The organism is Blautia sp. DFI.6.71, from assembly GCF_020593585.1.
GTDB classification, from domain to species: Bacteria; Bacillota; Clostridia; order Lachnospirales; family Lachnospiraceae; genus Blautia_A; species Blautia_A wexlerae.
Genome location: NZ_JAJDMJ010000013.1, coordinates 40,724 through 56,311 on the forward strand (window position 1 = coordinate 40,724; position 15,588 = coordinate 56,311).

General features: G+C 36.4%; 21 protein-coding genes and 1 pseudogene. All 22 read left to right on the forward strand.

The features are described from left to right. Positions 1–15: 15 nt before the first annotated feature. The 22 genes and pseudogenes from LJE12_RS07795 (at position 16) to LJE12_RS07900 (ending at position 15,523) form a co-directional block, all read left to right on the forward strand. Positions 16–1,233: a site-specific integrase gene (locus LJE12_RS07795; protein ID WP_227226561.1), complete on the forward strand. Its 1,218-nt coding sequence runs from the start codon at positions 16–18 to the stop codon at positions 1,231–1,233. Then, complete coding sequence (locus tag LJE12_RS07800) at positions 1,205–2,206, forward strand: AAA family ATPase (protein WP_227226560.1); 1,002 nt, start codon at positions 1,205–1,207, stop codon at positions 2,204–2,206. Before LJE12_RS07795 ends, LJE12_RS07800 begins: the two co-directional genes overlap by 29 nt. A gap of 115 nt (positions 2,207–2,321) precedes the next feature. Further along, complete coding sequence (locus LJE12_RS07805; RefSeq protein WP_330412578.1) at positions 2,322–2,555, forward strand: complexin-2; 234 nt, start codon at positions 2,322–2,324, stop codon at positions 2,553–2,555. A 150-nt stretch (positions 2,556–2,705) separates the two neighbouring features. Then, positions 2,706–2,933 (forward strand): DUF5348 domain-containing protein, encoded by a 228-nt coding sequence (locus LJE12_RS07810; protein ID WP_119240293.1) that lies wholly within the window; start codon positions 2,706–2,708, stop codon positions 2,931–2,933. Between the two features lie 197 nt (positions 2,934–3,130). After that, positions 3,131–4,549, forward strand: a complete 1,419-nt coding sequence (locus LJE12_RS07815; protein WP_227226559.1) for a plasmid recombination protein — start codon at positions 3,131–3,133, stop codon at positions 4,547–4,549. A 3-nt stretch (positions 4,550–4,552) separates the two neighbouring features. After that, positions 4,553–4,927, forward strand: a complete 375-nt coding sequence (locus LJE12_RS07820) for a TnpV protein (protein ID WP_227226558.1) — start codon at positions 4,553–4,555, stop codon at positions 4,925–4,927. 241 nt (positions 4,928–5,168) lie between these two features. Further along, positions 5,169–5,585, forward strand: a complete 417-nt coding sequence (locus LJE12_RS07825) for a YjdF family protein (protein WP_227226557.1) — start codon at positions 5,169–5,171, stop codon at positions 5,583–5,585. 201 nt (positions 5,586–5,786) lie between these two features. Then, a complete protein-coding gene (locus LJE12_RS07830; RefSeq protein ID WP_227226556.1) occupies positions 5,787–6,020 on the forward strand; it encodes a hypothetical protein in 234 nt (77 codons plus the stop codon). 42 nt (positions 6,021–6,062) lie between these two features. Next, on the forward strand, positions 6,063–6,302 hold the full coding sequence (locus tag LJE12_RS07835; protein WP_117659484.1) for a hypothetical protein: 240 nt from the start codon (positions 6,063–6,065) through the stop codon (positions 6,300–6,302). After that, positions 6,295–6,663, forward strand: coding sequence for a hypothetical protein (locus tag LJE12_RS07840; RefSeq protein WP_227226555.1), 369 nt, complete (start codon positions 6,295–6,297; stop codon positions 6,661–6,663). Before LJE12_RS07835 ends, LJE12_RS07840 begins: the two co-directional genes overlap by 8 nt. Before the next feature lie 56 nt (positions 6,664–6,719). Then, positions 6,720–7,097 (forward strand): SdpI family protein, encoded by a 378-nt coding sequence (locus LJE12_RS07845; protein WP_003864540.1) that lies wholly within the window; start codon positions 6,720–6,722, stop codon positions 7,095–7,097. A 36-nt stretch (positions 7,098–7,133) separates the two neighbouring features. Further along, positions 7,134–7,448 (forward strand): DUF3784 domain-containing protein, encoded by a 315-nt coding sequence (locus tag LJE12_RS07850; protein ID WP_227226554.1) that lies wholly within the window; start codon positions 7,134–7,136, stop codon positions 7,446–7,448. A gap of 150 nt (positions 7,449–7,598) precedes the next feature. Beyond that, positions 7,599–7,742 (forward strand): annotated as a pseudogene (locus LJE12_RS07855) (helix-turn-helix domain-containing protein); the annotation flags it as partial. Between the two features lie 72 nt (positions 7,743–7,814). Then, positions 7,815–8,555, forward strand: coding sequence for a putative signal transducing protein (locus LJE12_RS07860; protein WP_227292144.1), 741 nt, complete (start codon positions 7,815–7,817; stop codon positions 8,553–8,555). Between the two features lie 386 nt (positions 8,556–8,941). Next, a complete protein-coding gene (locus LJE12_RS07865) occupies positions 8,942–9,553 on the forward strand; it encodes a MerR family transcriptional regulator (RefSeq protein ID WP_055058319.1) in 612 nt (203 codons plus the stop codon). A gap of 113 nt (positions 9,554–9,666) precedes the next feature. Next, positions 9,667–10,422, forward strand: a complete 756-nt coding sequence (locus LJE12_RS07870; protein ID WP_025580143.1) for an ABC transporter ATP-binding protein — start codon at positions 9,667–9,669, stop codon at positions 10,420–10,422. Beyond that, positions 10,388–11,659 carry a hypothetical protein gene (locus LJE12_RS07875; RefSeq protein ID WP_118572146.1) on the forward strand — a complete coding sequence of 424 codons (1,272 nt, stop codon included), beginning with the start codon at positions 10,388–10,390 and terminating at the stop codon, positions 11,657–11,659. Before LJE12_RS07870 ends, LJE12_RS07875 begins: the two co-directional genes overlap by 35 nt. 472 nt (positions 11,660–12,131) lie before the next feature. Further along, positions 12,132–12,797 carry an energy-coupled thiamine transporter ThiT gene (locus tag LJE12_RS07880; RefSeq protein WP_025580146.1) on the forward strand — a complete coding sequence of 222 codons (666 nt, stop codon included), beginning with the start codon at positions 12,132–12,134 and terminating at the stop codon, positions 12,795–12,797. Between the two features lie 84 nt (positions 12,798–12,881). Continuing rightward, positions 12,882–13,343 (forward strand): NUDIX hydrolase, encoded by a 462-nt coding sequence (locus LJE12_RS07885; protein WP_118759269.1) that lies wholly within the window; start codon positions 12,882–12,884, stop codon positions 13,341–13,343. A gap of 84 nt (positions 13,344–13,427) precedes the next feature. After that, the gene (crcB, locus tag LJE12_RS07890; protein ID WP_118759270.1) at positions 13,428–13,793 is read left to right on the forward strand and encodes a fluoride efflux transporter CrcB; all 366 of its coding nucleotides are present in this window, start codon (positions 13,428–13,430) and stop codon (positions 13,791–13,793) included. An 8-nt stretch (positions 13,794–13,801) separates the two neighbouring features. Next, positions 13,802–14,086 (forward strand): Wadjet anti-phage system protein JetD domain-containing protein, encoded by a 285-nt coding sequence (locus LJE12_RS07895; RefSeq protein WP_227226552.1) that lies wholly within the window; start codon positions 13,802–13,804, stop codon positions 14,084–14,086. A gap of 507 nt (positions 14,087–14,593) precedes the next feature. Further along, positions 14,594–15,523: a calcium/sodium antiporter gene (locus LJE12_RS07900; RefSeq protein WP_416386356.1), complete on the forward strand. Its 930-nt coding sequence runs from the start codon at positions 14,594–14,596 to the stop codon at positions 15,521–15,523. Positions 15,524–15,588: the final 65 nt, after the last annotated feature.

Below are 15,588 nucleotides of genomic sequence, written 5' to 3' on the forward strand. Positions count from 1 at the left end.
AGGGGGTGAGAAAGTATGGCAGCATACAAAGATGAAGAAAGAGGAACCTGGTATGTCTCATTTTATTATGAGGACTGGACAGGAGCCAAAAAGCGAAAAGTAAAAAGAGGATTCCGCACTAAGAAAGAAGCATTAAATTTTGAAGCGGAGTATAAAAGAACAGCGAAAGCAGACATGGATATGACAATGGGAGAGTTTGTAGAAGTCTATTTCCGGGATAAGTCCCAGTCATTGAAGGACAGGAGTATCAAGAACAAAAGAGATACGATGAATGCTCAACTGTTACCCTATTTTAAGGACAGACCAATGAATAGTATCACACCAGCAGAGATTATCCAGTGGCAGAATACGATTATTGAAAAAGGATATTCAGATGATTATCTGAAAACAATACAGAATCAGATGACGGCATTGTTCAATCATGCGAAGAATATCTACAATCTGGCAGATAATCCCTGTGACAAGGTAAAACGCATGGGAAAGACTTCGAAAAAGAAAATGAAGTTTTGGACAATTGAAGAATATCGACAGTTTATGACCGGAATAGAACTGGGAAGCAAATATTATGTGCTGTTTGAATTATTATTCTGGACAGGAGCGAGAGAAGGCGAAGCACTCAGCATTACACCTGCTGATATTGATTTTGAAAGGAATCTACTTCATATCAATAAAACTTACTATCGTATGTATGGAGAAGACGTCATTACGTCTCCGAAAACGGAAGAATCGAACCGTACAATATCTATACCGGAATTTCTGAAAAAAGAGATTCGGGACTATATTAGCAGACTGTATGAGTTGCCCGAAGATGAACGAATTTTTCCAATGGTTCATGAAGCGGTACAGCATAAGTTAAAACAGGTGGTTCAAAAGACCGGAGTAAAAAAGATAAGAGTACACGACATTCGTCACAGTCATGCGGCATTTCTGATTAATAAGGGAGTGCAACCATTGATGATTAAAGAAAGGTTTGGACATACGGACATTCGCATTACATTGAATACTTATGGGCACTTATATCCAGATCAGCAGAAAGTGGTGGCAGATATGCTGGATGATGAAAATATAAAAAGCTCCGGAAGTACGAACAACCGGAGCAATGTGACAAATGGGGACGAATCCACAAATGTCAACCCTAGACAAGTTGATTATAGCAGGAATTCTTCCAGAGAACAACAGATAATTGGCGAGAATAGTTTGGAAAATGGAGGAATTTATGGAACAGAGAAATGAGAATAAAACAGAATTGAAAATGATAAAGATGTCAGATGTCCAGTCCCAGACAGTGGACTGGCTCTGGTATCCATTTATCCCTTATGGAAAATTAACGATTATTCAGGGAGATCCGGGTGATGGAAAAACTACGTTGGTATTAAATATTGCAGCGAGATTGTCTAAAGGGGAAGGACTGGATAATGATATGAAAGTAACAGAACCAGTAAATATTATTTATCAGACAGCAGAAGATGGACTGGCAGATACAGTAAAACCCAGACTGGAGCTGGCAGAAGCGGGCTGTGAAAGAATCATGGTTATAGATGAAACAGAAAAATCACTTTCCATGATTGATGAAAGACTGGAAACTGCTATCAAACAGACTGGTGCGAGAGTGCTTATTTTAGATCCGATTCAGGCATACCTTGGAGGAACAATGGATATGAACCGGGCAAATGAAGCAAGGGATATGACGAAAAGATTGAGCTTGCTGGCAGAAAAATACAAATGTGCAATTTTATTAATCGGACATATGAATAAAGCTGGTGGAAATAAAGCTGCATATAGAGGAATGGGTTCGATTGATTTTTTTGCAGTAGCCAGAAGCGTATTACTGGTAGGAAGAATAGAGGGAGAACCGGATTTAAGAGCAGTGGTTCAGATTAAAAATAATCTGGCTGCATTTGGGCATTCCAAAGCATTTCGCCTGACAGAAACAGGATTTGAGTGGATAGGTGACTATGAAATCACAGCAGATGAGGTGCTTGGTGGAATTGCCCCAAAGGTAAATAAACTGGAACAGGTAAAGAAGATGCTGAGGGAACTGGCAGAAACATCAACTTCTGTGCAAAGCAGTGAAATCTTTGATATGGCAGAAGATTTGAATATTTCTAAAAGAACACTGGAAAATGCAAAAAAGGAACTTGGAATTAAGGCAAGACGAATCGGTAATTCATGGTATTGGGATTTAGATAAAGTTAAGCCGGAATAAATTAAGGGTGCAACATTGCAGAGTATATAGAAAATGCGGAATTAAAATGCAAGGTTGCAATCTGTAAAGACATTGCAGTGTTGCGTCCTTACATAAATTGTAAGAAGGTGAGAACTTGAAAAACGTTATGATTCCAGAGGAGTTATTTGGAAAGATTATAAAATATCATTTACTGGATCAGGAACAGGAAGCAGATGATATAAGAAAAGGTTTGGAGAAAAAGCTGGATGCAATGGTAAATCGTGAGGTATACAGTAAATCCAAAACTGCACCAACAGAAGAAGAACGGGAAAAGTTCCGGCAGGAGTATCTGGACAGAAAAGGAATGCAAGAGAGCTTTCGATGGTAACAGTTCTTATTGACTATCTTTTTACAGGAGCGTGTCACGCACCTGTGAGAAGTAAACAAGGAGAAAGTTGGTAAGGTGCAGACGGAAAACTATGGCTGGAATGTGAGATTACTGTAAATTTGATAGTTGTGAAGAAGGGAGAAAGATACAATGAAACAGGGAAGATTAGGATATAACAGCAGTAATGACAGATATGGATTGTTGGCATCAGACTTATGGATTGATACGGGATTTCACTGTGGCGAAGGTCTGGAAGTTCTGGTTGATGATAAGTGGGTACGGACAAGAATGGAGATGAATCTGGCAAGAGAATGGTATCTGGTGGGGACACCGTACTGTGGCGATCTGGAATATGTACAGGCAAGAATACCGGAATAATTTGATTGGATAGCCCCCGGCATGGCGCAAGGGTACTTTTGATGGACGGTACGGCTGTCGAAAGTGCTTTTGCGTTACTTTTGACAAAAGTAACAAAACCGCCGTATCCGGCGAAAATTTCTTAATATCGCCATGATTGGCGTAAATAAAAATTATGTGCTATCTGGCACTTGCTCAGAAAAGAGGTGAGAAACATTATGATAAAACGAACAATTAGCGGTATGATAGGGAAAGGTTCTTTGGCCCATAACAGGAGAGAGTTTTTCGCAGAGAATGTAGAACCGGACAGAGTACAATTAAATATTTGTTACCAGAATGAAAATCTGAAGGAAGTCTATAAAGAGTTATTTGATGATGCTGTTGGGAGATACAACATCGGAAAAAGAAAAGATCGGCAGATTACAAATTACTATGAAAAAATTCGGCAGGGAAAACAAGAGAAGTTGTTCCACGAAGTGATTTTTCAAATTGGAAATCGAGAAGATATGGCTGTCGGAACAGTAGAAGGAGATATGGCTGTAAAAGTGCTGGATGAATATGTAAAGGACTTCCAGAAACGGAATCCAACGCTACGGGTATTTGGGTGTTATCTACATCAGGATGAGTCTACTCCACATTTACATATTGATTTTATTCCTTATGTGACTGACTGGAAAGGAAAAGGAATGGACACTAGAGTTTCGTTGAAACAGGCATTAAAAAGTCTTGGATTTCAAGGTGGAAATAAGCATGATACAGAGTTGAACCAGTGGATGAACCATGAAAAAAAGGTCCTGGCAGAGATTGCAAAACAGCATGGCATTGAATGGGAACAGAAAGGTACTCATGAGGAACATTTGGATGTTTATAACTTCAAGAAGAAAGAGCGAAAAAAGGAAGTACAGGAGTTGGAGCAGGAGAAAGAGTATCTAACTGCAGAAAACGAAGAACTGACAGCACAAATTGCGGAATTCAGAGCAGATATCCAGATTTTAAAAGACGATAAGGAACAGGCAATCAGGGAGAAACAAGAAGCAGAACAAAGGGCAGAGGACGCAGAAAAAGAAGTAAAAAGTCTGGAAGAGCGTCGAGATGTGCTGCAGCCGATTATGGATAATGCCAGTAAAGAAATAAAAGAATATGGAATGATTAAGACGTTTTTACCGGAGGCAGGAACATTTGAACGTGCAGTACCTTACAGAGAAAATAAAATCAAGCCATTGTTTATCAAGATGAAGAATCAGATTGCTGCATTAGCTGGAAAGGTTGTAGAACTTAACAAAACGATAGAAAGCTGGAAAAACAAATATCAAAAATCTACGGAGAAATGTGATGATATCCAAACGCAGTTAGATGATGTGCGTAAAGAAAATGGGGAATTATTAAATGATAATCAACGTTTACAAGAGATTTCGGACAGATATGACAGAGTGGTGCGTATTTTGGGATCAGAAACTGTAGAGGATGTGGTGCAGCAGGATATTAAAGAACAAAGGACACTGGAAGAAAAACGGCGAATGGAGCAAATGCCAAAGGGAAGCGTTCTGAAACAGTTGGAATGGGCGACTCAAAAGAGTCAGATTGAAAACCAACAACGTAAGAAAAATAGAACAAAATACAAAGGATTGGAGATTTAGACTATGAAAAAACAGATTTATGATGCGAAAAATGGAATGAGTTATATGTTGCATGGAGATTACTATTTGCCGGATCTGGTTTTGAACGAAGAAGAACCGACATATGGAAAATATGGAATGTTACGAAAGCAGTTCTTAAAAGAACACAGATCAGCAAGGTATCAGTATTTGTTATTGACTGGAAAGCTGAATGAACATCTGAATCAGACTAATCAGGAAGCTAGAGAACAGGTGGAAACGCTTATGGAACAGATGACAGAAAAACAGGGTGTAACTGAAGAATTAAAGGCACAGGATCAGATGGAGTGGGTCAGGCTGATGAATAATATAAAAGCTAGTGCAGAAGAAATTGTATTGAAAAACATGATATATGTGTGATTGCGAGGGGGATAAGATCGCTTTTTTACATTTTTGTATATTAGAATAGAACTTTAGAAAGCACTATGGTAAAATAAAGTGAAGGTAAATTGAAAGTTATCAAAACAAAGATAAAAACGCAACGTGCATCTTTGATGTGCCAGAGCCGGTAGGTAGCCCGGCCGTCCTATATAAATAGGGTAAGTAACCTGCCCCTCCGGGTTGTCCATTCTTTGTTCAATAAATTTTAGGAGGGATTTTTATGGACAAAGTAAATGGAAGATTGACGGTATATTTTGAAGAACCATTTTGGGTAGGCATATTTGAGCATATTGAAGATGGTAAATTATCTGTGGCAAAGGTAATATTTGGCGTAGAACCAAAAGATTATGAAGTGCAGGAATATGTTCAAAAATACTATTTCGGTTTGAAATTCAGTCCAGCTGTTGAAGCTATTGTAAAGGATATAAAAAGAAATCCGAAACGGATGCAGCGTGTAGCAAGAAAACAGATACTGGAAACTGGCATTGGCACAAAATCGCAACAGGCGTTGAAATTACAACAGGAACAGAACAAGCAGGAGCGTAAAGAAAAAAAACGAAAGAAAAAAGAGGCGGAAGAACAGCGAATGTTTGAACTAAAACAGCGAAAGAAAAGAGAAAAGCATAAGGGACATTAAAAGTTCTTTGGGCTTTTTCTCAAATCGGGATTGTTTTAATATGTCTTAGATGCAGAAGGTGAACAAAAAATTGCTTATACTGTGAGAGGTTCACAGTATGTGGCATGGCAGAGTAAAATTTTTAGCTACGAATTTACATATTGTTCTTTTGAGTAGCAGAAAATTTATATATTAATGTGTTCACTAAGGAGGATGTAGAGGATGATGTATAATAATTTTTCTATAGTCGATTATCAGAAATCTGAGGATGAAAATAAAGCTATTCAAAAACTGGCTGAACATAGAGATATTAAGTTGATGGTTAAAGAGATTGGCGAGAAATATGGAATAGATATTCAATCTACAGAAGGAAATTCACATTTGGGTGATTTTATCTATCCCAAGGAAGATGAACAAAAGTTAATTTCTATTCTGGATAGGTGTTTAAAAGATTAGCGCAGATAATAAATATTAGCAGATGATTGGAGGGAGCCGAGAATGGCTGAAAAAGGTTATGGAGAAATTAAAGCAAGAGCAAAAATTTTTCCAAGTGATATTGATAAATTCAGCGAGCAAGGGGTTAGCATAGCTTTAGTCCAAGCTAAAGCTTCTCCAAAAACGAAGCAAAGGGCTGAAGCAAAAGGAATAAAACTTTACGATGACCTTTCACCCGAAAAAGTTAAAGAAGTTCGTGAAAAAGTGAAAAAAAGGAAAACTGGAGGTAACAACAATGCTTGATATTACATTTTACAAAAAGCAAAATAATGATAATTTTGTTCCTTGTACAATAGAATTGTGCGATGAAGATTACAAAAAACTAATTGCTTCAAATTTTGCAAAAAGATTTCAATCTAAAAAACAATGCTTAATAGTGGAAGAAGAAGAATATTCTATCGATGCGGTGTATTGTGATGCTCTTGTTTTGGAGGAAGCTAAAGAAATTTGTAATAGATTACTGTTTGAAGAACTTGAGAAAGTACAAAATTACTGCAGTAGAATTGAAGGAGAAACTATAAACAAAAGCAAGTTGAACTTTATGTTTGTGCTTAGAGACGTGCTAAGTAATCTCGGCGAATGTCAATATTTTTCATACGTTTGAAATAAAGGTGTTTTGCACAAACGCACAATCGGAAGTTGTAGTAAAGGAGGTTTACAATGGGGTTTTGGATTTTTATGTTGATTATGGATTTGCTTCTTCCATTTACGATGATTGGTTTTGGAAGATATTTTATGAAAAAGGCTCCAAAGGAAATAAATTCAGTATTTGGATATCGGACTTCGATGTCTATGAAGAACAAAGACACATGGGAATTTGCTCATAAATATTGTGGTAAAGTCTGGTATGTCTGTGGAATGGTTATGTTGCCGATAACAGTAATATTCATGCTTTTAGTGATTGGAAAAAATGAAGATTGTGTTGGGAGTATAGGAGGGATTATCTGTGGTGTTCAACTTATTCCTTTAATTGGGTCTATTCTCCCAACAGAAATAGCATTAAAAAAGAATTTTGATAAGAATGGAACAAGACGATAAATTCAAGTTGTGGAATCGACTGAAAGGAAGCATTATATGTTCTATATTGTTTTTGACTTTGCGATGGCAGTGATTATGCTTTTATTTGGAATATGGTTTTATAGGTCAAAAGGACAAGCATCTAAATTCTTGTCTGGTTATAATATGAAATCAGCGGAAGAACGAAAGAAATATGATGAAAATGCTATGTGTAAGGTATATGGGAAAAGAATGATGTTTATGTCGACTCCTTTTATTGCTGGAATGATAATAGATATTTGGTATATAGGAATCGGTTGTTTAATAGCATGGGTGATATGGTTTGTTATGTTTATTCTGCTGCTTATGGATAGACATAAAAGAGAAGGTTAATTTATAGAGAAATAGAATGCTTTTGGGGTGAAAATACCGTTTATTTGTTTTAGACATACGATGTCCGGTTGAAAATTAGCGGATTCTCGTTTTATGTCGTGGTAATTTTGTCACATATTGGTAAGCTGTAAGTGGAAGAGAGGTAGAGACATGGACACAAAAAAGATTGGAGCTTTTTTAAAGCAATGTCGTAAAGAAAAGAATCTTACACAAGAGCAGCTTGCTGAAAAGTTTGGAGTATCTGCAAGAACAGTTTCCAGATGGGAAACAGGAATAAATATGCCAGATCTCAGTATACTTGTTCAACTTGCTGAGTATTACGATGTTGAGATGAGAGAGCTCCTGGATGGAGAAAGGAGCCAGACTATGAATAAAGAGATGAAAGAAACATTGGACAAAGTTGCGGTGTATGAAGAATGGGTGAAACAAAAAGCATTAAAGGCTGGAAATCTTGCATTTGCATCAATGTTTGTGATTAGTGTGTTAGCGATTATTATTCAGATGTTATTAACGGTGGATATTCGTTTGGTTTTAGGAGAGACAGCAACTGCTTTGGTAGGAGGAATCCTGTACGCCTCTATTATGGTGTACAATGGAATATGGGATAAATGTTTGCCAAAAAGTGCTACTATATGGAGAGATTTTCTCACCAGTGTGATATGTGCAGGAATTTTTACAGTCATCTATGGTGTATGCTTATTCAGAATGGGAGCTACAGAAACACAGATAACACGGTTAGCATTGGGATTTCTGATTGGTATTACTATTATGGCATTTATTATTCTTAGGCTCTTGGCATTTATTAATCGAAAAAGAAACCAGAATTCGTCAAATGTTCAGGAGAAAAAGGAAACTTCCCTATCTAAGGTAGAATGGACAAAAATTTATAATGCACAGAATATAGTAGAGACAGAACAACTTGTAGAAATGTTAAAGCAAAATGGAATAGTAGCTTTTTCACAGGAAGCAGGTGCGAATGTTGCAATGCATGGGGCACCTGGATTTGGAATATATGGTGTGGATATATTCGTGAAAACCGATGATGCAGAGAAGGCAGTACAGCTGATTAAGGAGATTAATAACCAAGAGAATGAAGAAAATTTTTGACATTTTCACACATGCGTGCTAATATGATTATAGATAAAGAGTGCTACCGATAGACGGTTAGTCCGATATATGTTTTGACAAAAATTGCCGCTTAGTTTACCAGACCAGGGCGGCTATTTTTGTGGTTTATTATTATCCTTGCCAAAGGTATATCCAAGACCAAAGCAGGTTAAGCCGAAGCTCACTACTGCTATAAAATCAACAATACTCATGGCTTAGCCCTCCTTTCCAGTGGATTCTCTTTCGAGTTTCTATGTAATCAGAGGGTCACAGTCCCTCTGTTGAAGGACTAACCGCCTACCGTTATGATAGCACCCATGATGTAAATTATAGCAGTCAGGGACATTGTATGCAATAAAAAAATACGAAACATAAAAGAGGCTGTAATGAAGATAAAAGATGTTGAAAAACGAACTGGAATTACAAGTTATAATATCAGATTTTATGAGAAAGAAAATTTATTAATTCCGAAAAGAAATCCTGTAAATGGATATCGTGAATATACAGAGGAAGATATTCTTTTGTTAAATCGTATAAAAATGTTAAGGATGTTAGATATTCCGGTTTCAGATATTAGAAAAATTTTATATGAAAAGGAAGCATTAACCAGTGTTTTAAATACACATTTGCTTAAAATTAAAGAAGAAGAAAATAGACTTAGGCAGAATTATTTTTTATGCGAAGAGTTGATAAAAATGGATATGAGTGTGACTGATTTATCAGAAGAGATGTTAGATAAAATGGTATCTGGAAAAGAGGAATATATTTACCAATTGGAGAGAATAAAACGGCAGGACAGGATACAAAAAATTTTCGATACTTCTAAATTAATTGTTTGTATTGTAGGGGGAGTAATTGCAGTCATTATGTGCGTGCAATTATATTTGAAATTATGTAATACATATATGAGTGCTCCGTTTAAAGTAATAACTCTTATTTTGAGTTTGATTTTGGTGGTTTCAATATTACGGATTATAGTGTGTAATGAAACAAAATAAGAATGTGAAGATATTTTTGAGAAAAAGAGGACAAATAGAAAATGTTCTCTTTTTTTCTTGACCTTAAACTTCCTCTAAGGTGTATATATAAGAAAAACAGGGAGGCGAGAGATATGTATGTAAATGTAGAAAACGTAAATTTTGCTTATGATAAGAAGCCAATATTACATGATATTAATTTTGGAATGAATAAGGGAGAGATAACAGGCTTAATTGGTCCTAATGGCGCAGGAAAATCAACAATGCTAAAACTCATGATAAAAAAAATGAAACCTAATAATGGTAAAATTATTATTGGTGATAATGATATATTTTCTATTAAAAGAGAGAATAATCCTGTGACGTTCATTCCAGATATTCCAGTGTACTATGAAGAGTTGACTGTTTGGGAGCATCTTCAGTTTATTAAAGCACTGTACCCTGAGAACTCAGTGACAGTTGATTCATTAATTCGAGAATTTAATCTTAATCAGCACCTTAACAAAATTCCATCAGCACTTTCAAAAGGAACGTTGCAGAAACTTATGATTGCACTTGCATTGTTGCGGCAATACGATGTGCTGCTGGCAGATGAACCGTTTAATGGGTTGGATCCAGCACAAACATATAAATTCAAAAATACTTTAAAAAATTTGAAGAAACAAGATAAAACGATACTCATATCTACACATTTACTAAGTTTGGCTGAAGATTTTTGTGACAGATATATTTTTTTATATGATGGAAGAATAGTCGAACAAGGAACAAAGACAGAAATATTACAAAAGCAGCAGATGAATAAGGAAACTTCGTTGGAACAAATATATATGTCCTTAATTGGTGAGGGAGAGCATTATGCAGGAGTACAGAAAACTGTTATGTGTGAATAAGATTAGAGAAACTAAAAGATTAATAGAAAATATGCTGATACCTATATTGTCTTTGGTAGTTGCGGCAGCTGTTGTTGGATATCAAATTGTGATTAATTTTTTTCCAATAATTCGGAAAATAAATGCATGTAATCTTCGAATATGTTATCTGGTATTTGGATTTTTGATATTATACTCGTTTGGCGTTTGTTTTATTAATGTTAAACCGGCAATTATAATAAAACCGGCATCATTGTTTTTCATTCAAGAGAAAAGGTTAAGACAAATGATATCAATAAAATATATAGGGTTAACCTTAAAGGACATTATATTTTCAATCATTCTTTCAGCTTGTATTAATGGAATCCATTTGAATAGAAATTTTCTATTTATATTACTCATAATATTTTTGTTATTAAATACAACTAATTTAATGAGATGGAAAATATATCATGCAAATCAAAGAAGAGATATTGGAATATGGCTGTTATTTAGTATAATCTTGGTAATATCGCTTAAATATTTTTTTATATGTATTATTATAGATATAGGAATATGGATGTATATGCTAGTTTATGATTTTGGTGTTCTGGAAATAAATGCTTTAAAGTATGAAGATGAGATGCAATTTTTGGAAAAAGTACGTATTGCTCAAAATTTTAATAATACTGTATTGTTAGATCAATATGCAAAAGAAAAAATGGTGAGATATTTACAGAGAAAAAATAAAGTATCCAATTTTTTATACTACTTTCCATTGATATGGAAAGCTCAAATATCCATTTATAGATTAGGCAAAAATTGGATAATAATGGGAATGATTTTGTTTACGATATGTCTAGGAATTTATAAAATGCCTTTTTATTGGACGCTGCCATTTTTACAGCAAGAAGAAATACGTTATATGTTGTTGTTAGGCAGTATATTTGCCGTTTTTCGATTGACTTTACGGAGTATGGTTCAACAGTTGGATAGTATTCTTGAAAAAGCCACAGATGGTCTATTTATTCCTATATCGGAAAATCGAATTGTGAAACAGTTTATGGTGATACCAATTACAATTGTTTGTGGCGAAGGAATTATAATGGCTTTTGTTGTAAACAGCAGTATAGCGCAAATACTGTTAGGGTGTGCAATACTTATATGTGCGACAGTCCTGAATCTCTGGCTAGAAGTGAAATATAAAAATTTTCTGGTGAAAAAGGATTTTATTTTAAGTATTGCTGTTTTCTTAGGAGCATTGATACTTACCAAATAGATAAGAGATATTATAGTGAGAAATGAAGTCGCTGTGATACCATTTTGATACTAAAAAATGCAGAGAATAGAAATATAGCCTGGAAAATCCACAACACAAGAAAATATGGACACGGAAATCACAGAAAATAATGGAATTTTAAGAACCTCACAAACGTGAAGGTGGACGTACTGTAGGATCAGGACGTGTTGCTACAGTTATCGAATAATTTTAGCATAACATCTTAATTATATATATTGGGTACCGCAAGGTACATTGTGTCCAAACGTAAGATACCCCGGAATCGTAAGGTTTCCGGGGTTTTTCTGTTGTGTAAAAAGTTTAAAATAAGGCTGTAAAGAATAGCGAATAAATTGAAAACGTAAGCGACGAATAATTGACGAAGAATGATAAAATCCTTATAATAAATTAGTATCTGAACAACAGATAAAATCAATTAAACAAAAATCAATAACAAGAGGGAGGTCATTTCATGTTTGGTTTTATGGTAACTGCTGATGGCGGACTTACAACTGCCGGATATGTGATTACAGTTATTGCCGGAATCATTTTGTTTTTCCTGGCGATTTATTTTGCAGGGAAGAATTCAGACAAGAAAAAGCTTACCACAAGACAACTGGTATTCTGTGCCGTAGCTATTGCACTTGCTTTTATTACGTCTTATCTGAAAATCTTCAAACTGCCGTGGGGAGGAAGCGTCACTCTTTGCAGTATGCTTTTTATTGTTCTGATTGCAAACTGGTATGGGGTCGGAACAGGTATTATGGCCGGGTTTGCTTACGGAATCCTGCAGTTTATCCAGGAGCCTTATATACTTTCATTTTTTCAGGTGTGCTGTGATTACATACTTGCATTTGCGGCACTTGGACTGGCAGGATTATTTGCAAAACAGAGTCATGGACTTCTGAAAGGATACATAATAGCTGTAATTGCCAGAGGAGCTTTTCATTCTCTGGGCGGTTATCTTTATTGGATGAGCTATATGCCGGACAATTTCCCGAAATCTCTGACAGCCGTATATCCGATCTTATACAATTACAGCTATCTGCTGGCAGAGGGCATTATCACAGTAATCATCATTTCAGTACCTGCGGTGTCGAAGGCACTGACCCAGGTAAAGCGTGCCGCACTGCAGTAGTTTGTTTTGTCTGGCAACAGGGATGTGTCGTTGCCCGGTACTCAGAACATTTGGTATGGTAATTTTGTTTAGGGAAGTGTAAGAATGACAATAACGACTTTATGCTATATAGAAAATAATGGCAAATATCTGATGCTTCACAGGATAAAAAAGCACAATGACATAAATGAGGGAAAGTGGATTGGAGTCGGCGGACATGCAGAGGGTCAGGAATCCCCTGAGGAATGTCTTTTGCGTGAAGTGAAAGAAGAAACAGGATTAACACTGACATCATATAAACTTCGAGGTCTGGTTACATTTATAAGCGATAAATGTGAACCGGAGCTCATGTGTGTGTTTACAGCCAACGAATATATTGGTGAATTAACAGAATGCAATGAAGGAGAACTTTACTGGATAGATAAAGCTATTGTGCCGACACTTCCCACATGGGAAGGTGACAGAGTTTTTCTGGATTTGCTTCTTTCAGGAGATGAGCGATTTTTTTCTTTAAAATTGCAGTATGAAGGGGAAAAACTCGTAGATAAACAAGTAAATTTATATTAACCGAATAAACTGCGAAGCAGTTATTCGGTATAGAGCCGCATAGCGAAGCGGATGATTTTATCCGCTTGATTTTGGAGAGATAAAATGATGAATTGTTTGGCAGTAGGGCTGGGTGGTTTTGCAGGAGCAGTATTGCGGTACTTGATCGGGCTGATTCCCACAGGGAAAACCATGATTTTTCCGGCAAAAACCTTTTGTATCAATGTGATTGGATGTATTGTGATCGGAGCAATCACAGTACTGGTGGCGAAATTGTCTGTTCCGCCAAGGATGATTTTGTTTCTGAAGGTGGGAGTCTGCGGTGGATTTACCACATTCTCAACCTTTGCACTGGAATCTTCGGATTTGATCCGGGATGGACATATGGGAATAGCTCTGTGTTATGTATTACTTAGTGTGTTGGTAGGTGTGCTGGCGATTTTTGCAGTGGAATATCTTACTGTAAGATAAGCTGCTTCTTGATTCTGGAAAATAAAGATCCTTTTTTCAGTATGCGCAATTACCTGCTGAATGGACATACGGAAATTTTTGGTGCAGGAAAGGGCATTATCCGTTCTTTTCAGGATTTTGATCTGTGTGCGGAACCCTATATGAAACATCCGAAGAATACAATTTATTATTTCGGGGATCTGGATTATGAGGGTATCGGTATATACGAAAATCTGGCAGAAAAATTTCGCAGCAGATGGAAAATCCTTCCTTTTGTGCCGGCATATCAGGCTATGCTTGGAAAAGCAGAATAGATAACTGAACTTCCGGAGACAAAGGAGCATCAGAACAGAAATATCAGTACACAATTTTTCTCCAGTTTTGATGAAATAATGTTCAAAAAAATGGAAGCTGTTCTGAAAAAGGACAGATATATACCCCAGAAAATTTTAAATACTGCAGATTTCTGATGCAGATTCTGACACAGGGAGGTGGCTTCTTTGCTGCTGAGAACGGAGTGAACAGTAACCGGCTTCTTTATATTATGGAGAATCTTATGATAAAAAATAATTGATTTTTAAGAGCCAGTTTGTTAGAATATATCTGTAAAAAGGGAGTAGCTTGCCGAGTAGATTCGGTTCACTTCTTCGTCAGGACAGTTATTGAAACATATAACTCGGAAAGTGATGAAATTGCGAGACTTTTACTGTGAATGCAGTAGGAGTCTCTTTTTTTATACCTACTGCAAAATAAATGTATTCCCGGAATCTTTTTATATTTGATTTTGTGAGTACGTAATAAAAGAAAGAGAGGTAGAAATGATGTTTTTACAGGTTATTATTTTGCTGGCAGGTTTTTTGTTTCTGGTGAAAGGTGCAGACTGGTTTGTGGAGGGTGCAGCCAGTATTGCGAAAAAGCTGGGAATTCCACAGTTGATCATCGGATTAACCATTGTAGCAATGGGAACCAGCATGCCGGAGGCAGCAGTCAGTATTACTGCTGCAATAAATAAGAATGCAGGTATTACCATTGGAAATGTAGTCGGAAGTAATATCCTGAATATTCTGATTATCCTGGGAATCACAGCAGTAATTACGAATGTAGCGATTCAAAAATCCACGCTTCTTTACGAAATTCCGTTTATGACAGTGATAACAATTGTTTTGCTGATCTTTGGAATCACAGGTTCAGAGGTGACTTTTATTGAAGGTGTGATTTTCTGGATCCTGTTTCTGATATATCTGGGATATCTGTTTGTGATGGCAAAGAAAGGGAACGATCAGGAAGAAGCAGAAGCAAAGGATAATCCGATATGGAAATGTATGCTCCTGATGGTGATCGGTGGAATTCTGGTCGTAAAGGGCAGTGATTTTGCAGTCAGCGGAGCAACGGAGATTGCCCGTTATTTTGGCATGAGTGAGAGATTTATCGGGCTGACAATTGTTGCACTGGGAACATCTCTTCCGGAACTTGTCACATCAGTAACAGCTGCCAGAAGAGGAAATACAGGAATTGCCATTGGAAATATAGTCGGAAGCAATATTTTTAATATTTTGTTTGTTATCGGTACAACAGCTCTCATCTGTACTGTGCCGTTTGAGAGCAAATTTATTATTGATACTGTAATTGCAGTTCTGTGTGGAGCAATACTCTGGATTGGTACATTCAGACATAAAGAATTAAGAAAACCCTGTGGTGTGGTTATGCTGTTGTGTTATGTCGCATATTTCCTGTATTTATGTCTGGTATAACGAATAATTGCTTTTCGCAACCTCCGCAGGGGACTTACTTGATTCGATTAAAATAAGAAATGGAA